This is a genomic window from Mycobacterium sp. ACS1612 (genome assembly GCF_001667505.1).
Taxonomy (GTDB): domain Bacteria; phylum Actinomycetota; class Actinomycetes; order Mycobacteriales; family Mycobacteriaceae; genus Mycobacterium.
The window spans coordinates 37214-58073 of sequence record NZ_LZHZ01000008.1 but is presented as its reverse complement, the minus strand read 5'-3'; the positions used below and the strand labels follow the sequence as shown (position 1 = coordinate 58073).

Here is a 20860-nt window from a genome sequence, read left to right as displayed (position 1 = left end):
TTCAGACTGTTTCGTTCTCAGAGTCCAGCAGACTGCCGGACTCACCGTCGCGGGCGGCGGTGCGGAATCTGTCTCGATAGGCCTTTGGCGAGAGGCCGAGGTGGGCGATGAATGCGCGGCGGAGGCTCTCGGTGCTGCCGAACCCTGCCAAGTGCGCGGTCTCGGAGACGGTGCGGCCAGCGTCAAGCGCCGAGCGGGCGGCGTCGATTCGCGCCAGTTCGACGTAATTGGCTGGGGTTGTTCCGAGTTCGGATCGAAACAGCCGTGTCAACTGTCGGGTGCTCAGGGATGCGCGCGCGGCAAGACTTTTCACACTGTGGTCCGCGCCAGGGTTGTACGCAATCGCATCGGTGACCGCTCGCAGCGCGGACTGAGGTGGCGGACTGGCCTCGACCAGCGTCGAGAATTGTGATTGCCCCCCTGCGCGTTTCAGATACACGACCAACCAGCGGGCCACGTCGCGGACGAGGTCGGTGCCACAATCCTGTTCGACCAGGGCGAGCGCGAGGTCGATCCCCGACGACACCCCGGCCGAGGTGAAGACATCACCGTCACGGACGAAGATCGCGTCTGGCTCAACGGTGATGTCGGGAAAGGCGCGGGCGAGCAACCGAGTTTCGTGCCAGTGCGTGGTGGCACGTCGGCCGTTCAGCAGACCGGCCTGCGCGAGGATGAACGACCCCGTGCAGACGGACGCCAGACGCCGGGTCCGGCCGGCCACCGCTTTGACGGCCGCGACCAGCGTGGGATCAATCGCCCGCGCAGGCAGATTGTCACTGCCGGCGACCAGCACGGTATCGGCGACTTCTATTGACCAGAGGCTGTCAGTGACACCTAGCCGGGTTCCGATCGACGTCGTCACATCGCGCCCATCCACCGACGCGATCCTGAGCTGATAATCCGCGCCGAACCGGTTGGCTTCGGCGAAGACTTCGGCCGCCCCCGCGACATCTAACAGCGTCACCCCGTCGAAAACGACGACCACCACCACCCGCGAATGCGCATCGGCTTGCACCACGCATGCCATTGTGTCCCTTTTTGAGGGCATGAGGTCGCAATAGCCGTGCGTTTATGACATTGAACCGGCACAGAGTGGTAGATGCAGCCCCGCCCTAGGAGAGATGACCATGGCCCCTCAGCCGACCCACACCATTGCCGGCGTGGCGATCCCCGACACCGCACTGGTGCGCGAAGTGACTGAGTTCATTCGCGACTCCGAAGACGACGTGCTGTTCGACCACTCCCGCAGGGTGTTCCTGTTCGCCGCGCTGCAGGGCCGTCGCCTCGGCCTGCAGACAGATCCCGAATTGCTCTACGCCGGGGCGATGTTCCACGACTTCGGCCTCACTCGACGCTACCGCTCCTCGGTGCTGCGCTTCGAAGTCGACGGTGCCAACGCGGCACGCGACTTCCTGCTGGACCGCGGAGTCGACAGGGCTGACGTACGCAAGGTATGGCTGAGTATCGCGCTGCATACGACGCCCGGAGTGACTCAATTCCTTGACCCCGAAATCGCGTTGGTCAAGGCCGGTGTCGAGACCGACGTGGTCGGCGTCGGCCGCGACCAACTCTCTTCAGATGCGATCACAGCCATCACCACTGCTCACCCGCGCCCGGATTTCAAACGCAGCTTCCTCGCCGCCTTGGCCAACGGCCTAAAACACCGGCCGCACACCACCTTTGGCGTCATGAACGCCGACGTACTCCAGCACTACGACCCCACATTCGTCCCCGACGACTTCGTCGACATCGTCCTCAGCAGCTCCTGGCCTGAATAACCACCCCATCATCAGATCGACAAACGAGAAAGGTCCTCCGAAATGAGCATCCGATTTCTGGCAATGGTAGGAAGCCCGCCTACCGCGTCTTCGCCTCCCCTGCACGGTGCGGGGAACCCTCGCCAAGCCGCCGGGCACGGTGCGCGATGTTGAGCGAATTCCTTGTGGTTGCAAACACTCCGGGCGTGGGGTGCGCAGATGTGGAATAAGCGCGACGACATGATTGTGCGCAGCCAACTGCCGTACAACGCCGAGCCGCCACCCTCGGTGTTGGCGAGTAGTGAGATCACCCCGGTGGATGCGTTCTATGGCCGCAATCACGGACCCTTTCCGGACATCGCCATCGACGAGTGGCAGCTGACCGTCGACGGGCTGGTCGACAAGCCGCTCACCCTGGACTACGAGGACCTGACCACCCGGTTCAATCAGCACTGGGTGATAGCCACGCTGGCGTGTGCGGGCAACCGGCGCGCGGAGCTGCTGCGCGTGCGGCCGATACCCGGCAAGGCCCCCTGGGATCGCGGTGCGATCTCGACCGCCAAGTGGCGCGGCGTACGGCTGTCAGACATCCTGCATGCGGCTGGCGTCCATCAGGATGACGGCCTTCATGTGGCGTTCGTCGCGCCGGACGTCGCGCAGGAGGCGCGGCCCGTGCAGTCCTTCGGCGGCTCCATCCCGCTCAGGAAGGCGATGGCTGACGAGGTGCTACTGGCCTGGCAGATGAATGGCCAAGCGCTACCACGCGCCCACGGCGGCCCTGTGCGCGTCGTCGTCCCCGGATACATCGGGGCCCGCAGCGTCAAATGGGTCACCGGGATCACGGTTCAATCCATCCCGTCACAGAACTACTTTCAGGCTCTCGATTACCGGATCCTGCCACCCGAGGTGGACGCCGATACTGCGGGACCGGGCGAGGGCATTTCGCTGTCCACGCTCGAACTCAACTGCGACATCTTGGTTCCTGACGACGGTGACCAGGTCGCGCCAGGTCCGCTGACCATCCGCGGGTACGGGATCGCCAGCGACGGCCACAGCGTCGCGCGGGTAGACGTGTCCATTGACGGCGGGGGCAGCTGGCAGCAGGCCAACCTTCATCGCGCGCCAAGTCAGTGGGCGTGGCGGCCCTGGTCGCTCACCGTGGACGCGAAGCCCGGACCTTTGAGCGTCATCGCGCGGGCCTGGGACGACACCGGCCTGCTTCAGCCGGAGTCCGCGGCTTCGTTGTGGAATCCGCGCGGGTACGGCAACCATGCCTGGGCCCGCATCGAGCTGACCGTCGGGACCACATCGGAGTTGCGGCATCCCGATCCCGAACCGGAAAACGCGTAACGGTCGCGCACCACCCTCAAAGGAGAGCCGAAGATGAATGTTTTGGAGCTAAACTGCAGTGCAGCAGCGGATTTCGATCAGGGCGAGGTGTATTTCATAGGTAACGCCACCACCTTGATCCGGTTCGGCGGGCTGACGATCCTGACTGATCCCGCCTTCCTGCACAAAGGTGAGCACGTCCATCTGGGCCACGGCATCTGGGCTCGACGCGAGGTCGAGCCCGCCTGCCAGATCGCTGACCTGCCGCCGATCGACTTGGTGGTCTTGTCGCACTACCACGGCGATCATTTCGATGACGTCGCCGCACAGGAGCTCGACAAGAAACTGCCGATCGTCTCAACGGCCGACGCAGTGGAAAAGCTCGGCGGTCTAGGCTTCGAACAGGGCCATGCGCTGGGTACCTGGGAATCGCTCGTGGTGCACAAGGGCGACGCGACGCTGAACATCACCGCCATGCCGGCCAAGCACGCCACCGAGGAGGAAGTCGACGGGCTGTTGATGCCTGTCAATGGGCACCTGCTCGACTTCAGCAGGGGCTCCGATCACCTGTACCGGCTCTACATCACCGGTGACACGATGCTCGTCGACAGCCTCGAGGAGATCCCGCGCCGGTATCCCGACATCGACCTCGGTCTGGTGCACACCGGTGGCACCACATTCCTCCTCACCGTGGTCACGATGACCGGCGAGCAAGGAGTCAAGGCCGTCGAGATCACCAAACCGAAGACCGCCATCCCGATCCACTACAACGACTTCTCGGTCTTTCTCTCCGGACTCGACGACTTCAAGAAGGCCGCCCAGACCTCAACGGCCAGCGCCGAATTCGTCTACCTCGCGCACGGTGAGACCTACACGTTCAAACCGCATGGGTGAAGGTCCTACGCCAGCCGGCCTCATAGCATGCAGCTGACGCAACCCTCCACCTCAGTGCCCTCGAGAGCCATCTGGCGTAGCCGGATGTAGTACAGCGTCTTGATTCCCTTGCGCCAGGCGTAGATCTGCGCCTTGTTCACATCACGCGTGGTTGCGGTGTCCTTGAAGAACAGCGTCAGGCTCAGACCCTGGTCGACGTGCTGTGTCGCCGCGGCGTACGTGTCGATGACCTTCTCGTAGCCGATCTCGTAGGCGTCCTGGTAGAACTCCAGGTTGTCGTTGGTCATGTACGGCGCCGGGTAGTACACCCGGCCGATCTTGCCTTCCTTGCGGATCTCCACCTTCGACGCGATCGGGTGAATCGAACTGGTCGAATGGTTGATGTAGCTGATCGAGCCCGTCGGCGGAACCGCCTGCAGGTTCTGGTTGTAGATGCCGTGCTTGCCCACCGACTCCTTCAACCGAGTCCAATCCTCTTGCGTCGGAATGTGAATGCCCGCATCGGCGAACAACTGCTTCACCTTGTCGGTCTTCGGCTCCCACACCTGCGCGGTGTACTTATCGAAGAACTCGCCGGTCGCGTACTTCGACTTCTCGAAGCCCTTGAAGTGCGCGCCGCGCTCGATGGCGATCTTGTTCGACGCCCTCAGCGCGTGATACAGCACGCAATAGAAGTAGATGTTCGTGAAGTCGATGCCCTCTTCGGAGCCGTAGAAGATGCGCTCACGGGCCAGGTATCCGTGCAGGTTCATCTGCCCCAACCCGATCGCGTGAGAGTCGTTGTTGCCCTGCTCGATCGACGGCACCGAGTAGATGTGCGTCTGATCGGATACCGCCGTCAACGCTCGGATGGCCACCTCGATGGTCTGGGCGAAGTCCGGCGAGTCCATCGCCTTGGCGATGTTCAGCGAGCCGAGGTTGCACGAGATGTCCTTGCCCACTTTGGCGTAGCTCAGGTCATCATTGAACACCGACGGCGTCGACACCTGCAGAATTTCCGAGCACAAGTTGGAGTGCGTGATCTTGCCCTCGATCGGATTGGCCCGGTTCACCGTGTCCTCGAACATGATGTACGGGTAGCCCGACTCGAACTGCAACTCGGCCAGCGTCTGGAAGAACTCGCGCGCCTTGATCTTCGTCTTGCGGATCCGCGCGTCGTCGAGCATCTCGTAGTACTTCTCGGTCACCGAGATGTCCGCGAACGGAACGCCGTACACCCGCTCGACGTCATACGGCGAGAACAGGTACATGTCCTCGTTCTTCTTCGCCAACTCGAACGTGATGTCCGGGATCACCACGCCAAGCGAGAGCGTCTTGATCCGGATCTTCTCGTCGGCGTTCTCCCGCTTGGTGTCCAGGAAGCGGTGGATGTCCGGATGGTGCGCGTGCAGATACACCGCGCCGGCGCCCTGGCGCGCACCGAGTTGGTTGGCGTAGGAGAACGAGTCCTCCAACAGCTTCATGATCGGGATGACGCCGGAGCTCTGGTTCTCGATGTTCTTGATCGGCGCGCCGTGTTCGCGAATGTTGGACAGCAGCAACGCGACTCCACCGCCGCGCTTGGACAGCTGCAGCGCGGAGTTGATGGAGCGTCCGATCGACTCCATGTTGTCCTCGATGCGCAGCAGGAAGCAGCTGACCGGCTCACCGCGCTGCTTCTTGCCCGAGTTCAGGAACGTCGGGGTGGCCGGCTGGAAGCGGCCGTCCATGATCTCGTCGACCAGCTTCTCCGCCAGCGACGTGTCCCCCGCGGCCAGCGTCAGCGCCACCATCACGACCCGGTCCTCGAACCGCTCCAAATACCGCTTACCGTCGAATGTCTTCAGCGTGTAGCTGGTGTAGTACTTGAACGCGCCGAGGAACGTCGGAAACCGGAACTTCTTGGCGTAGGCCCGGTCCAGCAGCGTCTTGACGAAGTTGCGTGAATACTGGTCGAGCACCTCGCGCTCGTAGTACTCCTTCTGGATCAGGTAATCCAGCTTCTCGTCGTAGTTGTGGAAGAAGACCGTGTTCTGGTTGACGTGTTGCAGGAAGTACTGATGGGCGGCCTCGCGGTCCTTGTCGAACTGAATCTTGCCCTCGGCGTCGTACAGATTCAGCATCGCGTTGAGGGCGTGGTAGTCCGTCTCCCCCGGCAGCGCACCCGGCGCGTCGGTCGTTACAGGCTCTGCAGCTGTGACGGTTGGTGGCACGTCTGGTCCTTCCAAAAGTCTTCCAAGCCCGCGCGGACGGCTTCCACGTCGTCGGGGGTTCCCATGAGTTCGAAGCGATACAGATACGGCACACCGCACTTGCGGGAAACCACGTTGCCCGCGTAGGCGAACTCGGCGCCGAAGTTGTTGTTGCCCGCGGCGATGACGCCGCGGATCAACGACCGGTTGTGTTCGTTGTTCAGAAACGCGATGACCTGCTTGGGCACGTAGCCGCCATCGTTGATGTCCGGGGTGGCGCGCCCGCCGCCGTAGGTGGGCAGCACCAGCACGTACGGCTCATCGACCTCGATGCGTCCGTGCAACGGGATCCGGATGGCGGGCAGCCCCAGCTTCTCGACGAAGCGGTGGGTGTTCTCCGACACGCTGGAGAAGTAGACGAGGTTGCGCGGTGTCATCTCGACGTCCCCTCCTTTCCGCCTTTCGGAGTACCCCTTCTTTATGCCGTCGCCGCGACCGCCCCGGACAGGGCCTTGATGCGGTCCGGCCGGAACCCCGACCAGTGCTCGTTGCCGGCGACCACGACGGGTGCCTGCAGGTAGCCCAGCGCCATGACGTAGTCGCGGGCCTCGCTGTCCAGGGTGATGTCAACCTTCTCGTAGGCGATGCCCTGCTTGTCCAGCGCCTTGTAGGTGGCGTTGCACTGCACGCATGCGGGCTTGGTGTACACGGTGATCGAAGGTTGCGTCATCTTCGGTACGGCTCCTCTGCGGACGGACTGGCAACTGGTCGGTTACTGCTTGTCGCTGAAATTCAGCGGCCCTCGGGCCCTCAAAATTCCAGGCGTCCGGGGCTGCTGCCCGGTGCGTCTGGGAACCGACACCGCCGGACTTCTGGCCTCCGGCCGACCCTGGAAGGTACATGTACCGGTGGGGGTCTGTCGGTGCTCGAAACACTACACCTAGTGTCTGACATTACGAAGGGATACAAGATGTTCTGAATAACATTTCTGAAATTCCCTGGTCGTAAGCTGTCAGCCAGCGTTTGGCCGGGCGTGTCGCATGTCACATTCGGGTCGTGTCGCGGCGCGTCACCCTGGTCTACCACCGACCACCGACAGGCCTGGCGGCGCGAACTGTCACGGTGACGTAACAGCAAAGCGCAAATCAGCAGCGCGCCTTGGCGGGCTCACAGATCCGGGTACCGGGCGGAAGGGTCGGCGGGGCGCCAGCGGGCGAGGCCGGCTTGGCCCTCCCGATGCCCGAGACGACCGTCAGCACCATCAGCGACAGAGTCCGAGTGAATCCGCACATACCCGAATGCTGCGGCGCGCGGACCAGCGCCGTCACGAGTAGTGCACTACCCGACCTCGGCTGCCAGCTTCCCTACGACATCACGCACATTCGCGGCGATCTCCGCGTTCTCCCGGGGATGTCTGCCGTCGAACGCCGTCGTCTGCACCGACAGCTTGAGATCCTCCACCACCTGCACACCGGCGATGCCGAACGACTTGCGCGTCTCGTCGTGCGCCCACACGCCGCCGTAGCGGCCGTGCGCCGTTCCGATCACAGCGACCGGTTTGCCCTTCAGCGCGCCGTTGCCGAAGGGGCGCGACAGCCAGTCGATTGCGTTCTTCAGCACGCCGGGGATGCTGCCGTTGTATTCCGGGGTGACGACGAGCGCCGCGTCGGCGTCAGCGGCCGCGGCGCGCAGGGCCTTCACCGGCTCGGCAACGTCTTCGGTGTCGATGTCCTCGTTGTAGAACGGCAGCTCGCCAAGCCGGTCGAACAGCTGCAGGTGCACGCCTTCGGGGGCGGACTCGGTCGCGAGCTCGGCCAACTGACGGTTGATCGAGGCAGCGCGCAGGCTTCCCAGCAGCACCAACAACTTGGCGTCGGACATCTCTACGTTCCCTTCCATAGTCAGGAGATCATCGCACGCGCCAACCGGACCATGGTCCGATTTATTCCGCCTGAACTAAACTGCAAACATGACCGCTTCTCACCCGCTGCGCGAGTTGCAGGTCACCGATCAAGCGCCCCAGGAGCGGGGCGACGCTGCCCGCAACCGAACGTTACTGCTCGACGCCGCTCGCCGCCTGATAGCCGAGCGCGGCGCCGAGGCGGTCACCACCGATGACATCGCCACGGCGGCAGGGGTTGGCAAGGGCACGCTGTTCCGGCGCTTCGGCAGCCGAGCCGGGTTGATGATCGTGCTGCTCGACGAGGACGAGAAGGCTCAGCAGCAGGCCTTCCTGTTCGGGCCGCCGCCGTTGGGCCCCGGTGCGCCCCCATTGGATCGGCTGCTTGCCTATGGCCGCGAGCGGTTGCGGTTCGTGGTGGCCCACCAGGCGCTGCTGTCGGATGCCAACCGCGACCCGCTGGTGCGGTTCAACGAACCGATGATGCTGCATCATCGGCACATTCAAGTGTTGCTCGAACAGGCAGGCACCACCGGCGACCTCGACGCCCAGGCGTACGCCCTGCACGCCCTGCTCGACGTCGACTACGTGCATCTCCAATTGAACGAACGCGGCCGGACACTCGACCAACTGGGCGACGCGTGGGAAAGCGTGGCGGGCAAGCTCTGCGGCCGATGACGCCTCGTTGGATCCTGCACGTCGACCTCGATCAGTTCCAGGCCGCCGTTGAGGTGCGTCGCAGGCCCGACCTGGCCGGGCTCCCGATCATCGTCGGCGGCAACGGCGATCCCGACGAGCCACGCAAGGTGGTCACGTGCGCGTCGTATCCGGCCCGTGCGTTCGGCGTGCACGCGGGCATGCCGCTTCGCACCGCGGCCCGCAAGTGCCCCGACGCGACGTTCCTGCCGCTCGACACCGCGGCCTATGACGAGGCCTCCGAAGAAGTGATGAACCTGCTGCGCGACCTCGGCCACCCCGTCGAAGTATGGGGCTGGGACGAGGCCTATGTCGGCGCCGACGTCGAGGACCCGGTGCGACTGGCCGAACAGATCCGACAAGTTGTAGGCCAGACGGAGTTGTCCTGTTCAGTGGGTATCAGTGATAACAAGCAGCGCGCCAAGGTGGCCACCGGCTTCGGCAAGCCGGCGGGAATCTACCGACTCACCGATGAGAACTGGATGGCCGTGATGGGCGACCGCGAGGTCGATGCGCTGTGGGGCGTCGGCCCGAAAACCGCCAAAAAGCTTGCGGGACTCGGCATCACCACCGTCGCCGACCTCGCCGCGACCGATGCCACGCTGCTGACGTCGACGTTCGGGCCGACCACCGGGCTGTGGATACTGCTGCTGGCCAAGGGCGGCGGCGACACCAACGTCAGCGCCGAGCCATGGGTCCCCCGCTCACGCAGCCACGTCGTCACCTTCGCGCAGGATCTCACCGACCGCGCCGAAATGGCGTGCGCGGTAGACGATCTGGCTCAGCAGACGCTCGACGAGATTGTCGAACAGGGCCGTGTCGTCACCCGGGTCGCAGTCACCGTGCGCACCAAGACCTTTTACACCAGGACGAAGATCCGCAAGCTCCCCGCGCCGACCACCGACGCCGAGCCGGTCAAGCGGACCGCGCAGGAACTGCTCGCCCAGTTCGAGCTCGACCGCCCCGTCCGACTGCTCGGCGTGCGACTGGAACTCGACGCACCGGAAGGCGGGCACTGAACGACATGCTGCAGACGGTCGCAATTCGCGGGTACCGCTCGCTGCGCGACATCGTGCTGCCACTTTCGCGCCTGACAGTCATCACAGGCGCCAACGGCACCGGGAAGTCGTCGTTGTATCGGGCGTTGCGCTTGCTCGCCGACTGCGGCCGCGGTGAGGTGATCGGCTCGCTGGCCCGCGAAGGCGGCCTGGAGTCGGTGTTGTGGGCGGGCCCGGAACAACTCGGTGGCGCGCGCCGGACCGGACGGGTCGAGGGCACGACACGCACCGGGCCGGTGTCGCTCGAACTGGGTTTCGCCTCAGACGATTTCGGCTATCTGATGGACCTCGGACTGCCACAGATGGCGGGGCACAGATCGTTGTTCGCCCTCGACCCCGAGATCAAGCGCGAAGCGGTGTTCGCCGGTCCGGTGATGCGCACAAGCACCACACTGGTGCGCCGCACCCGCGACTACGCGGAGGCCAACGCGGAATCCGGCAGGGGGTTCGACGAGATGACGCGCTCGCTGCCCGCCTACCGCAGCGTGCTCGCCGAATACGCGCACCCCGGTGCGCATCCCGAACTCGCCGCCGTCCGGCATCGGCTGCGTAGCTGGCGGTTCTACGACGGCTTCCGCGTCGATGCGGCCGCGCCGTCGCGCCACCCGCACGTCGGCACCCGCACGCCCGTCCTCTCCGACGACGGCAGCGACCTGGCCGCAGCGGTGCAGACCATCATCGAGGCCGGCTTCGATGACCTCGCGCGCGCAGTGGCCGACGCGTTCGACGGTGCCACGCTGTCGGTGGCGGTCCGCGACGGGTTGTTCGATCTGCAGTTGCAGCAGCGCGGCATGTTGCGTCCGCTGCGCGCCGCCGAATTGTCCGATGGCACATTGCGTTTCCTGTTGTGGGCCGCCGCCTTGATGTCCCCCCGGCCCCCTTCCCTTATGGTGCTCAACGAGCCGGAGACCTCACTGCATCCGGAGCTGGTGCGGCCGTTGGCCTCGCTGATCCTGGCGGCGGCGGCGCATACTCAGGTGCTGGTGGTCACCCATTCGCGGGCGATGCTGGAGTACCTGGACACGGTGCCGGTCGCCGAGGCCGACGGGGACAGCGTGGTCGAGATCGAGTTGTACAAGGAGCTCGGTGAGACGCGGGTCAAGGGCCTTGGCATGCTGACCGCCCCGCCATGGGACTGGGGTAAGCGCTAGACGCGGGACTGCCGCAGCGCACGACTGAACAGCACGTTGGCCTGCCGCATCGCAACGCTGTAGGGCCACCACGCCGTTCGCTTGAATAGATACAGCGCACGTATGTCGGCCGACGTGTAGATCAGGAAGCGGTTGCGGCGCACGCCGGCGAGGATCTTGTCGGCGGCGCGTTCCGGCGACACCGCGTGCCCGCTGAACCGGTCCGTCCACCGCTTGACGTTCGGGTCCTCGCGATCCACCCCTGCGATCTGAACCGTCTGCACCAGGGGCGTTTTCACCGCACCGGGCACCACCACCGACACCCCGATGCCGTATCGGGCCAGGTCGAAGCGGAGCACTTCGGACAATCCGCGCAGGCCGTACTTGCTTGCGCTGTAGGCCGCATGCCACGGCAGCGCGACCAGCCCGGCGGCCGACGACACGTTGACCAGGTGCCCGCCATTGCGCGCGGCCAGCATGGGCGGAATGAATGTCTCGATGACGTGGATGGGCCCCATCAAGTTGATGTCGATCATCGACTTCCAGTGCTCGTGGGTGAGCTTGTCGACTGTGCCCCAAGCGGATACGCCCGCGATGTTCATCACGACGTCCATCGGCGCGTGGTTCACGTGAATGTGGTCGGCGAAGGCGGCGACGTCGTCATAGCTGGCGATGTCGATCACCCGGGACTCGGGCACCTCGGCGCCAAGCGCCCGTGCGTCGGCGACCGACTTCTGAAGGCCCTCGGCGTCACGGTCGGTGAGGTACAACTCGGCACCCTCGACGGCCAGCTTCAGCGCGGTCGCCCGGCCGATGCCGCTGGCGGCTCCGGTGATGAAACAACGCTTATTCGCAAAGCCGCTTTCCCGGAAGACGCCAGCCATGGCGCTGAGACTACCGGTCAGGCCAGAACGCACTGAGCCACAGTCGCTCCACGATGTCGATGGCGCGCGCCGGATCCTGCCCGCGGCCGACGAAGGTGCTGTCGTGCGTGAGCGTCATCGTCGTCACCGCGGCCATCGTCCGCACCAGCGCGGGCACGTCGTCGGAGATCGGCCTGGCGTCGGGATCCTGTTCGAGCAGGGTGATCAGCTTCTCGATCACGCTGTCGTAGAAGTCGTCCATCATCTCGCGGATCTGCGCGTCGGTGTACCGGGCGACCTCGCAGGCCGACAACACCGGATCGTCGTTGGCGTAAACCGCCGCCGCGCTGCCCACCATCCGCTTCGCGAACGCGGCGGGAGTCTCCCCCGGCTCACGCGGCGCGAAGTGGTGAGTCAGTTCGTCGAGCAACTCGCCGGCGTCGGCGAGGATTGCCGCGAGCACCGCGTACTTGGAATCGAAGTAGAAATAGAAGCCGGATCGCGCGACACCGGCCCGCTCGCTGATCGTGCTGACCGAAAGGTCGGCGAACGAGCGCTCCTGAAGTAGCTCGCGAACCGCCGTCACGATCGCCTCACGTTGCCGGTCGCCTCGGGAGCGGCGGACCTGCTGCGGGGCGGGTTGGGCACTCATTGCCCTAGACCTTTGCACTCACGCCGCGCCGGATCAAAACTTGACATGCGTCAAGTGTGGCATTCAGGATGAAGATTGGAGTGACAACGGCCACAGTCTTTTTGCCGACAGGAGCATGCATGGCGACGATCAGCACCAAGGACTACCTGTTTGACCAGGCCAAGCGCCGGTTGAAGCCGACTCCCGTCACCATTCCGGGGATGGGACTGGCCGAGAAGCGGCTCCGCAGGCACGACTTCAAGCAGTTCCCGTTGGCGCAGCCGCCCGCAGGCAGTGGCATGAAGCCCGTGATGGGTGACGCCGGTCTGCCGATCATCGGCCACATGATCGAGTTCTTCCGGCTCGGTCCGGACTTCGCCATCGAGATCTACCGCAAATACGGTCCGATCCATTATCAGTACTCCCCTGCACTGTCCTCGGTGATGGCGCTGGGCCCCGACGCCACTCAGGCGGTGTTCTCCAACCGCAACAAGGAGTTCTCGCAGCGCGCGTGGGATCCGGTGATCGGGCCGTTCTTCGACCGCGGCCTGATGCTGCTCGACTTCGACGAGCACATGTTCCACCGTCGGATCATGCAGGAGGCGTTCACGCGCACCCGGCTGTCCGGCTACGTCGACCACATCGACAAGGTGGCCAGCCAGGTGGTGGCCAACGACTGGGCCGCCAACGACTCGCGCTTCCTGTTCCATCCCGCCGCCAAGGAACTCACCCTCGATATCGCGTCGGTGGTGTTCATGGGCCACGAGCCTGGCACGGATCGGGAACTGGTGACCACCATCAACCAGGCCTTCACCACCACCACCCGGGCAGGCAACGCGATCATCCGCAAGCCGGTGAAGCCGTTGACGTGGTGGCGCGGCATCGAGGCCCGCAAGACACTCGAGGACTATTTCTCGGCTCGGGTCGCTGAGACCCGCGGTCACGAACGCAGCGACATGCTCAGCGTGTTGTGTCAGGCCGAGGACGAGGACGGCCAGCGGTTCACCGACGACGACATCGTGGCGCACATGATCTTCCTGATGATGGCGGCCCACGATACGTCGACCTCGACGATGACGACCATGGCCTACCACCTGGCCGCCAACCCGGAGTGGCAGGACCGCTGTCGCGACGAGTCGGCCCGGATCGGCGACGGCCCGCTGGACATCGAGGCGCTGGAGAAGCTGGAAACCTACGAGCTGGTGATCAACGAGGCGTTGCGGATGGTCACCCCGCTGCCGATGAACTTCAGGCGGGCGGTGCGCGACATCGACCTGCTCGGCTACTTCATCCCGGCCGGAACCGATGTGGTGACGTGGCCGTCGCTCAACCACCGCCTGCCCGAATTGTGGACCAATCCAGAGAAGTTCGATCCCGAGCGCTTCGCCGAACCCCGTTCCGAGCACAAGAAGCATCGGTACGCGTTCGCGCCGTTCGGCGGCGGTGCGCACAAGTGCATCGGAATGGTCTTCGGGCAGTTGGAGATCAAGACCGTGATGCACCGCCTTTTGCGCCAGTACCGGTTGGAGCTTCCGCACCCGGGCTACAAGCCGCGCTACGACTACGGCGGAATGCCGGTGCCGCTGGACGGCATGCCGATCGTGCTGCGGCCGATCCGCTGACGGTGTGCGCCGAAACGGCATTCCAGCACGCCTCTTCTCGATCTTTCGGTGCTGGAATGCCGTTTCGGCGAATGATCAGGCGTCGGTCAAGAGGCGGTTCGCGCAGGCGATGATCGCGCGCAGCGCCGACTGTGTCGGATCGTCGGACCAACCCATCGCCCATTGTGACCGGGCGCCGTCGGAACCCTGCACGAACGTTGCGATGTGCGCGCCGGCCGGAACCTGGTGGAAGGCAGTCATTTCGAGCGCGATGCCTCGTTCGTAGAGCATCTCGGTCAGCGCGGCGACCGGGCCGTAGGCCGCGGCCGACGACGTGCTGATGCGATCACCGACCGCCAGCGTGGCTTGGTAGTGGCGGGGATGCGGGCCCAGCCGGGATGACGGCTGCTCGGCATCGGTGCACTGCCAGTTGCCGAGCCGCAGCGGGCCCGGGCTGTACGCGTATTCGTCGTGGAACGCCTCGAAAGTCATCGCGTCGGCCTCCTGGCGCAGGCCGCGTGGCATCAGGCCGGTCATCCGTGCCGCGAACGAGGTGGAGGTCGGCGGCGCTGCGCTGGTTGCGAAAGAGATTGAAGAGATTGTCATGTGTGCCGGTCTTCTCGATCGAGTTGAGTGACCGACGTAGTAGCTCGACCCACAGCGGAGGGTCGGTCAGGATCAGACCCCGCTGCGGGTTGCTACTACGAGTCGCTTCGGCACGTCCGCGATGTTAGGCGCTCGAGCCGACCCTGTGCAACGGCTTTTTCCTTCGTCTTCGGGATAACACCCTGAGCAATTGTTCGCCTATCGGCTGTCTACGGGTGATCGCCGGTGGGATTCTCATAGGACCCTGGAGGATGGGCAACGTCCTGCGTAAACGGCGAGGGACCACTATTGAACAGTCAGAATCCTCGTCACCGTGACGACACGGTCCCGATGGGCGAACGAGTCGGTTCGTTTCGGTATCTGCGCGCCGAGGATCGCTGGGAGTGGTCGGAAACCGTCGCTCAGATCCATGGATACAGGGCCGGCCAGGTGCAACCCACCACCCCGATGGTGATGTCGCACAAGCATCCGGAGGATACCGACCACGTGCGGCGGCTCATCGAGGCGATGACGCGCGAGGGCAGGCCGTTCTCCAGTCGGCACCGAATCGTCGACACGCGCGGCCGCATCCATCCGGTGGCGGTGATCGGCGAGCGACTGACCGACGACATGGGCAACGTGATCGGCAGCCAGGGCCTGTATGTGGATCTCAGCGATGTCGACGATGCGGTCATGGTCGAGGAAGCGATAGCGGATTTCACCGAGCATCGGGCGATCATCGAACAGGCCAAGGGCGCGTTGATGCTGACGTACGGCATCTCGGCGGACCGTGCGTTCGACATTCTGGTGTGGCGCTCACAGCAGACCAACACCAAACTTCGAACGCTGGCCACCCAACTGCTTCACGATCTGACCTCTGAATTGCAGGTATCGGCAGGCATCCGGGAGCGCGCAGATCATCTGCTGCTGACCGCACACAAGCGGGTGCGCTCACCGCTGCCACGGCGCGGAACGCGCAGCGACGCCTGCTAGCGCACCGCTCCTGCCAACAACGGCAGGAACGGACGGTGGTTGGCCCTGCCGTCACGGCGAAGCGGCATGCTGTCCCGCGACGCCGCATACCAGGCGTCGCGGGTGATCTCAGTCAGATCCAGCGCGCGGCCACACAGCGCGGCGATGGTGTGCAGCAGCAGCGCGCCTGCCCTGCCGTTGCCCTCGCGGAACGGGTGGATGTGGTTGTAGTCGGCGTAGAGCCGGGCCAGCCGGTACGCCAGCCCGGCGGGCTCGAGTCCGGCGCCGGTGGCCGCCAGCGCGCGGGTGGTTTCGTCCAGCAGCGCCATCAGCCGGGCGAGGTGTGACTGCCACACGAAAAGCGAATCGTCGTGCCGCAGTTCGGTCACCCGGTAGTTGCCTGCCCACGGGTAGACATCGGCGAACAGGTGTTGGTGAATAGCCCGGACATTGACGCCGTCGATGCCGATGTCGCCGTCGGCGAGCATCCGATGCCAGGCGATCATGCGGCCCGCGGTGGCGACGAATTCGAGTTCTGCCAGCGCGGTTTGCGAGTCGACGCCGAAGTTGTTGCGCAACACCGTCGTTCCCGGGATCAGGTACCGCCGGTTGCGCCGGAAGAGCTGCCGGTAGTCCCGTGCAGGCGGCGACGCCTTCGAGTGCCGCTCCCGGTAGGCCGCGAGGTAGTCGTCGAAGGACACCTCGTCGCGCGCCAACCGCGTCAGCGCGTCGACATGCGCGTCGGTCGGCCGCCAGCCTTCCAGGCGTTCGGCGGCCAACGTCTGGTCGATGGCGTGCCGCAGCGGGGTCGGCAGTCCGTCACGGGTGATCATGATCATGAGATGGCGCGCTCGACGGTGACGATCGACCGCGAGCAGACACATAATCGCCCAAACGGCGCGAATATGTGCGACTTTGAGTCTGCCGGGCGATACGAGGTCCCCACTATTTGCCCTGATGGCTTTATCATTGGTCCATGGCGACAGACGGCAGCGCGGCCAGGGTGACAAAAGATGACCTGTTCAGCCGGGTGAACCCGGGGCGGGCCTCCGAGATGATCGTCGACCAGATCCGTCTGCTGATTCGCGACGGCTCGCTCAAGCCGGGCGACCGGTTGCCCGCCGAGCGTGAACTCGGCGAGAAGTTCGGGGTCAGCCGGGTGACGGTGCGCGAGGCCTTGCGCGGACTCGAGGCCAACGGCATGGTCACCATCAAGGTGGGCGCCCGCGGCGGCGCATTCGTCACCGCCCCCACCAGCGCTCGCCTCAGCGAGGGCATCATCGACCTGCTTGCACTTTCCGAGCTGACCGACAAGGAAGTCACGGAGGCGCGACAGATTCTCGAACTCGGCATCATTCCGTTGGTGTGCGAGCGAGCCACCGAGGAAGACATCGCGGATCTGCTCGAGATCTGTGACCGGGGCGACGAAGCGGCGGCGAAGGGGTCGTATCCGATGTCGCTGTCCGCGGAGTTCCATGCCCGCGTCGCCCGCGCCAGTCACAACGCGGCGATCGTCATGCTGGCCGAATCGTTCCACGGCCCGACACTGCGATCGCTGCAGCACGTCAAGGACGACCACCCCGAGATGGGTATCCGCGGCAACCGCGAACACCGTCAGTTCGTCGCGGCGATCAAGAAGCGCGATGTCGAGAAGGCCACCGCCGTGATGCGCACCCACATCGGCCGCACCGCGCGGCATGTCTCAAAGGGCAAGTGAGTCAAGGAAGTCGATGACGCGCGCCGGCGCCGTGTCGGCGGTCTGCTCGGCTACCGGCACGTCCCAGTACTGCGCGGCGGGCAGGCACTCCTGCAGGTACCGCGCCGCGGACGGCGCGTGCGAGGTGTCCTCCCCCGGCACGATCAGCGCGGCAACGTCGGACGCCAGAAGGTCTTCCGGCTCGGCACCCGGCACGGTGTCGCGGTCGAACAGCAGCCTGCTCATGCCCGCGACGATCGTCTGGTATCGGCCTGCGTCGAACTGCGCGTAGCGGGCGGCGAATTCCGGGTCGCTGCGGAGCACCGACACCCACGGGCCGACGCGCCCGTCGTCGGAGAAGCCCGCCTCCGTCACACCCGCCAACGCGACCACGCCGGCAAGCCCGCGCTCCGCGACGTACGCAAGATGGGCCGTGAACCGGGCGTGCTGCTTGCGGCGGTACTGCGGGCCCCCTGCGGGCGAATACAGCACCATGCCCGCCACCCGATAGCGGTGCGTCGTCGCGAAAAGCGTTGCGATGGAACAACCCACACACGCACCCATGATGTGGACCCGACTGTAGCCGAGGTGGTCGAGCAGCGCGACGCCCTGGTTGACGTAGTCGGTCCAGCTCACCCGCTCCAGCCGGCCGCCGGAGCGGCCCGCCTCTCGCTTGTCGAAGGTGATGCAGGTGAACCGTTCGCGTAGCTGCGCCAGCATGCGAGTGCGGCGGTACAGTCCATGGGTTTCCCAGCTGTCCATGCTGGCGTTGAATCCGCCCGGTGAGAACATCAGCAGCGGCGGGCCTGATCCCGCCACCTCGTAGCGGGTCACGATGCCGTCGGCGACGGTCGTGGCCGCGGTCATCGCTTCAGCCCGCCCGCGATCTGGCGCGCGGATCGCACGTCGTTGGAGTACGCGGTGATCGCGTCGTGCACGATCTGCGCGACGTTGGCGTAGGTGTCCGGCGGTGAATCCAGCGCGTCGGCGCTGTAGCCGATCGCCGCGGTGACCATCCGCATCCGGCCGTCCAGCCATGGCCCGCCGCCGAAGCCGCCGACCACGGGTATCGACACCGCCTCGGCGACGGCGGCGCCGACGGTCGGCCCGGAGTTGGTGAAGTTCAGCAGCGCGGCTCCCGCGTCCTCGAGACGCTTTGCCTCGCCGACGATCTCGTCGAGCATCTCGTCGGGTACCACATCGCCGGGCTTCGGCGTCGCGCTGTAGGTGACCCCGTACTTCAGCGACGTCTGCGGGGTGATCCCGAACTGCGCGAACACCGGAATGCCTGCGCGCGCCACCGCGGTCACGGCGTCGAGGTGTTCAGACGCGCCGTCGAGCTTGACCATGTCGACGCCGGCCTCCTTGACGAACCGGATCGCCGCCCGCACAGCGCTTTTCGCGCCCTCCTGGACAGGTCCGAACGGGAAGTCGCAACTCACCAGCGCACGTGTGACGCCTCGGCGTACCGCCTGGCAGACCACCATCATCTGTTCGACGGTGATCTCCAGCGGGTTGGCCTGGCCCCACAGGTTGACGCCGACGGTGTCGCCCACCGAAACCAGGTCGACGCCCGCGCGGTCCACGATGCGCGCCATCTGGTAATCCCATGCGACCACGCCGACGATCTTGCGGCCGTCGCGCTTGTACGCCTGCAGGTCGCTCAGTTGCACCTTGTCGGTCATGCCGCCTCCTACGCCCGCAGAGCGGTGAGCACGTCGATCACGTCGCGCTCGTCGGCACTGACCATCAGCACGCGCGCGTGCGGGCGGATGGCCGCCACCGTGGCAGTGACGAGCGCCTGCTCGCCAATCACCAAGCCGGCGGTCATGATTCCACGCACGGTGCACGCCGCGCCGATGATGGTGGCCGCCGCGGCGTCACTTTCGGTGGTGGCCACCATGATCACCACATCCGCGTCCTCGAGTTCGGCGAGCAGGCTGGACACCGCGCCGTCGGCGGACCGCAGCACCACCGACTCCGAACCGCCGTCGCCGACCGGCCCCGCCGGCTCGGCCAGCGAGAAGAACCGCGCATGTCCCCATTGCTCGCGGGAGATGCGATTGACGATCGCGTCCGCACCGGCGTCCAGTCCGACGATGCGCGCGCCCCGGCGCCCGCGGATCGGCCGGTCGATGCGGTAGCGCATCTCGGCGGCCGTCGTAGCCCTGGCGCAACTGCTGCCGAAGATCGGCCGTGCGGTCATACCGACGACTGCCGAACGCCCTCGCGTACCGACAGGTCTTCGCGACAGGCCTCGATGAACGACGCGTCCCGCGGCAACACCACCGCGGCTGAACGCACCCTGTGATGAGCCGGGTCCACACCCGGAGGCGTGGTTCCGTTGTCCCGCAGCGCCTCAACGGCCTTCTTCAGCTTCTGCCTGGCCTTGATGATGCCGGTGTCGGCTGACACCAACATCTCCTTGGTGCGGTCCACGATCGGGCCCATGCTCTCCTGCAGCGACGCATCCTGCATCGCGATGCCCTTCACACCGGAATACGTGTCACCACGCTTCTGCGCTTCGCGGTCGATCAGGTAGTCGTTGTCCTTGTTGGCCTTCGGGCGATACGTGCCGGGAATGTTCTCGCTGTGCACGCCGTGGCCGTCGCGCATCGCTTGCACCTCGGCGGCGGTCAAAGCACGCACCGGGTGGTAGTCGAACGAGTACGCCCAGCAGTTCTCGTCGTCGATCGGGATCCAGAAGTGGCCGTGCACAGGGTGATCCCCGCGCGGCGGCACCATGGTGAAGCACGGCATCACCCAGGGAGTGATCCGCCAGTAGTAGGTGTCGTCCTCGGCGTTGCGTCTGGCCCCGACGAACAGTCCGCCCTCGAAGTCGGCCACCTCGAAGTAGGGCTTGAGGTCGGCCATGTTGTACTCGTTGCCCTTGGTGCCCTTGAACAACGGGTCGCTCTTCAGCCCGCCGGAGTGCAGGAAGGACACGTGGCTGGAGTCGATACCGCCCTCGAACGCCTGCAGCCAGTTGCATTCCTGCCAGCGCTTGGACGTGTAGGTCTGCTCGGGCGGGACGAGGGCGAACTCGAACTCCGGCAGCGGCGGCTGCTTCTCCGGATCGCCCATGTAGGTCCAGAGCACGTCGCCGATCTTGACCAGCGGGTACGACGTCAGCTTCACGTGCGCGCAGAAGTTGCTGTTCTCCGGTTCCGACGGCACCTCGACAGCCTGGCCGGTGACGTCGTATTTCCAACCGTGGTAAGGGCAGCGCAGACCCGAGCCCTCGTTGCGGCCGAACCACAGTGACGCGCCGCGGTGTGCGCAGAATTCGTCGATCAAGCCGTACCGGCCGTCGCTGTCGCGGAATGCGACCATCCGCTCGCTCAGTAGTTTCACCCGAACCGGAGGGCAGTCGTTCTCGGGGAGCTCCTCGGCGAGCGTCGCCGGGATCCAGTACTGCCGGAACATCTCGCCCATCGGCGTGCCCGGACCTGTACGGGTCAAAAGCTCATTGATCTCTGCCCTAAGCACCGTCCACCCTCTCAGCTGTCCTCGTCACAATGCTCCAATTGTAATACCATTAGTACTTCAGGCCAACCCATGGAACCAGAAAGGCAGC

At 65.2% G+C, this 20860-nt stretch carries 23 protein-coding genes; 9 read left to right on the top strand and 14 right to left on the bottom strand.

Going from position 1 to position 20860, the window contains the following annotated elements; genetic code table 11:
* Position 1: 1 nt before the first annotated feature.
* Entirely contained in the window at positions 2 to 991 is a 990-nt protein-coding gene (locus A5724_RS04820; RefSeq protein ID WP_067797131.1) for a GlxA family transcriptional regulator, read from the bottom strand.
* A 136-nt stretch (positions 992 to 1127) separates the two neighbouring features.
* Here A5724_RS04820 and A5724_RS04815 point away from each other — a divergent pair, with 136 nt between their 5' ends.
* From A5724_RS04815 to A5724_RS04805, 3 genes are all read left to right on the top strand, one after another.
* Positions 1128 to 1778, top strand: coding sequence for an HD domain-containing protein (locus tag A5724_RS04815; RefSeq protein WP_156752129.1), 651 nt, complete (start codon positions 1128 to 1130; stop codon positions 1776 to 1778).
* Positions 1779 to 1976: 198 nt separating this feature from the next.
* The gene (locus tag A5724_RS04810; RefSeq protein ID WP_067797059.1) at positions 1977 to 3107 is read left to right on the top strand and encodes a sulfite oxidase; all 1131 of its coding nucleotides are present in this window, start codon (positions 1977 to 1979) and stop codon (positions 3105 to 3107) included.
* Positions 3108 to 3140: 33 nt separating this feature from the next.
* Positions 3141 to 3980, top strand: a complete 840-nt coding sequence (locus A5724_RS04805) for an MBL fold metallo-hydrolase (RefSeq protein ID WP_067797056.1) — start codon at positions 3141 to 3143, stop codon at positions 3978 to 3980.
* A gap of 20 nt (positions 3981 to 4000) precedes the next feature.
* Here A5724_RS04805 and nrdE read toward each other — a convergent pair whose 3' ends face one another.
* The 5 genes from nrdE to A5724_RS04785 form a co-directional block, all read right to left on the bottom strand.
* Positions 4001 to 6172 carry a class 1b ribonucleoside-diphosphate reductase subunit alpha gene (gene nrdE, locus A5724_RS04800; RefSeq protein WP_082964860.1) on the bottom strand — a complete coding sequence of 724 codons (2172 nt, stop codon included), beginning with the start codon at positions 6170 to 6172 and terminating at the stop codon, positions 4001 to 4003.
* A complete protein-coding gene (gene nrdI, locus A5724_RS04795; protein ID WP_067797050.1) occupies positions 6139 to 6588 on the bottom strand; it encodes a class Ib ribonucleoside-diphosphate reductase assembly flavoprotein NrdI in 450 nt (149 codons plus the stop codon). The genes nrdE and nrdI overlap by 34 nt, the downstream gene beginning before the upstream one ends.
* A gap of 41 nt (positions 6589 to 6629) precedes the next feature.
* Complete coding sequence (locus tag A5724_RS04790; RefSeq protein ID WP_067797047.1) at positions 6630 to 6881, bottom strand: redoxin NrdH; 252 nt, start codon at positions 6879 to 6881, stop codon at positions 6630 to 6632.
* Positions 6882 to 7296: 415 nt separating this feature from the next.
* Complete coding sequence (locus A5724_RS33585) at positions 7297 to 7443, bottom strand: hypothetical protein (RefSeq protein ID WP_156752128.1); 147 nt, start codon at positions 7441 to 7443, stop codon at positions 7297 to 7299.
* A 46-nt stretch (positions 7444 to 7489) separates the two neighbouring features.
* On the bottom strand, positions 7490 to 8032 hold the full coding sequence (locus A5724_RS04785; RefSeq protein ID WP_067797043.1) for an NADPH-dependent FMN reductase: 543 nt from the start codon (positions 8030 to 8032) through the stop codon (positions 7490 to 7492).
* A gap of 88 nt (positions 8033 to 8120) precedes the next feature.
* Between A5724_RS04785 and A5724_RS04780 the strand changes: the two genes are divergently transcribed.
* Genes A5724_RS04780 through A5724_RS04770 form a run of 3 tightly spaced genes read left to right on the top strand, consistent with a single transcriptional unit; the run spans position 8121 to position 10956 of the window.
* A complete protein-coding gene (locus A5724_RS04780; protein ID WP_067797040.1) occupies positions 8121 to 8729 on the top strand; it encodes a TetR/AcrR family transcriptional regulator in 609 nt (202 codons plus the stop codon).
* Positions 8726 to 9766, top strand: coding sequence for a DNA polymerase IV (locus tag A5724_RS04775; protein WP_067797038.1), 1041 nt, complete (start codon positions 8726 to 8728; stop codon positions 9764 to 9766). The genes A5724_RS04780 and A5724_RS04775 overlap by 4 nt, the downstream gene beginning before the upstream one ends.
* A gap of 5 nt (positions 9767 to 9771) precedes the next feature.
* On the top strand, positions 9772 to 10956 hold the full coding sequence (locus A5724_RS04770; protein ID WP_067797035.1) for an AAA family ATPase: 1185 nt from the start codon (positions 9772 to 9774) through the stop codon (positions 10954 to 10956).
* On the opposite strand, the gene A5724_RS04765 is transcribed toward A5724_RS04770, so the two are convergent.
* Together A5724_RS04765 and A5724_RS04760 are read right to left on the bottom strand one after the other, a co-directional pair.
* A complete protein-coding gene (locus A5724_RS04765; RefSeq protein WP_067797128.1) occupies positions 10953 to 11819 on the bottom strand; it encodes an SDR family oxidoreductase in 867 nt (288 codons plus the stop codon). The genes A5724_RS04770 and A5724_RS04765 overlap by 4 nt on opposite strands.
* Before the next feature lie 10 nt (positions 11820 to 11829).
* A complete protein-coding gene (locus tag A5724_RS04760; protein WP_067797032.1) occupies positions 11830 to 12450 on the bottom strand; it encodes a TetR/AcrR family transcriptional regulator in 621 nt (206 codons plus the stop codon).
* A 119-nt stretch (positions 12451 to 12569) separates the two neighbouring features.
* Here A5724_RS04760 and A5724_RS04755 point away from each other — a divergent pair, with 119 nt between their 5' ends.
* Positions 12570 to 14051 carry a cytochrome P450 gene (locus tag A5724_RS04755; protein ID WP_067797029.1) on the top strand — a complete coding sequence of 494 codons (1482 nt, stop codon included), beginning with the start codon at positions 12570 to 12572 and terminating at the stop codon, positions 14049 to 14051.
* A 75-nt stretch (positions 14052 to 14126) separates the two neighbouring features.
* On the opposite strand, the gene A5724_RS04750 is transcribed toward A5724_RS04755, so the two are convergent.
* The gene (locus tag A5724_RS04750; RefSeq protein ID WP_197518549.1) at positions 14127 to 14636 is read right to left on the bottom strand and encodes an alpha-isopropylmalate synthase regulatory domain-containing protein; all 510 of its coding nucleotides are present in this window, start codon (positions 14634 to 14636) and stop codon (positions 14127 to 14129) included.
* Between the two features lie 330 nt (positions 14637 to 14966).
* Between A5724_RS04750 and A5724_RS04745 the strand changes: the two genes are divergently transcribed.
* Positions 14967 to 15608 (top strand): PAS and ANTAR domain-containing protein, encoded by a 642-nt coding sequence (locus A5724_RS04745; protein ID WP_067797023.1) that lies wholly within the window; start codon positions 14967 to 14969, stop codon positions 15606 to 15608.
* Here the strand turns inward: A5724_RS04745 and A5724_RS04740 are convergent.
* Entirely contained in the window at positions 15605 to 16420 is an 816-nt protein-coding gene (locus A5724_RS04740; protein ID WP_067797125.1) for a Fic family protein, read from the bottom strand. The two genes, A5724_RS04745 and A5724_RS04740, sit on opposite strands and share 4 nt — an antisense overlap.
* Before the next feature lie 143 nt (positions 16421 to 16563).
* On the opposite strand from A5724_RS04740, the gene A5724_RS04735 reads away from it, so the two are divergent.
* The gene (locus tag A5724_RS04735) at positions 16564 to 17304 is read left to right on the top strand and encodes a FadR/GntR family transcriptional regulator (RefSeq protein WP_067797020.1); all 741 of its coding nucleotides are present in this window, start codon (positions 16564 to 16566) and stop codon (positions 17302 to 17304) included.
* On the opposite strand, the gene A5724_RS04730 is transcribed toward A5724_RS04735, so the two are convergent.
* The 4 genes from A5724_RS04730 to A5724_RS04715 are packed head-to-tail and all read right to left on the bottom strand — an operon-like array spanning position 17290 to position 20745.
* Positions 17290 to 18150, bottom strand: coding sequence for an alpha/beta fold hydrolase (locus A5724_RS04730; protein WP_067797016.1), 861 nt, complete (start codon positions 18148 to 18150; stop codon positions 17290 to 17292). The genes A5724_RS04735 and A5724_RS04730 overlap by 15 nt on opposite strands.
* Positions 18147 to 18968 carry a 3-methyl-2-oxobutanoate hydroxymethyltransferase gene (locus tag A5724_RS04725; protein WP_067797012.1) on the bottom strand — a complete coding sequence of 274 codons (822 nt, stop codon included), beginning with the start codon at positions 18966 to 18968 and terminating at the stop codon, positions 18147 to 18149. The genes A5724_RS04730 and A5724_RS04725 overlap by 4 nt, the downstream gene beginning before the upstream one ends.
* An 8-nt stretch (positions 18969 to 18976) precedes the next feature.
* Positions 18977 to 19489 (bottom strand): 3-methyl-2-oxobutanoate hydroxymethyltransferase, encoded by a 513-nt coding sequence (locus tag A5724_RS04720; protein ID WP_067797009.1) that lies wholly within the window; start codon positions 19487 to 19489, stop codon positions 18977 to 18979.
* Positions 19486 to 20745 carry an aromatic ring-hydroxylating dioxygenase subunit alpha gene (locus A5724_RS04715; RefSeq protein ID WP_232004697.1) on the bottom strand — a complete coding sequence of 420 codons (1260 nt, stop codon included), beginning with the start codon at positions 20743 to 20745 and terminating at the stop codon, positions 19486 to 19488. Before A5724_RS04715 ends, A5724_RS04720 begins: the two co-directional genes overlap by 4 nt.
* Between the last annotated feature and the right edge of the window lie 115 nt (positions 20746 to 20860).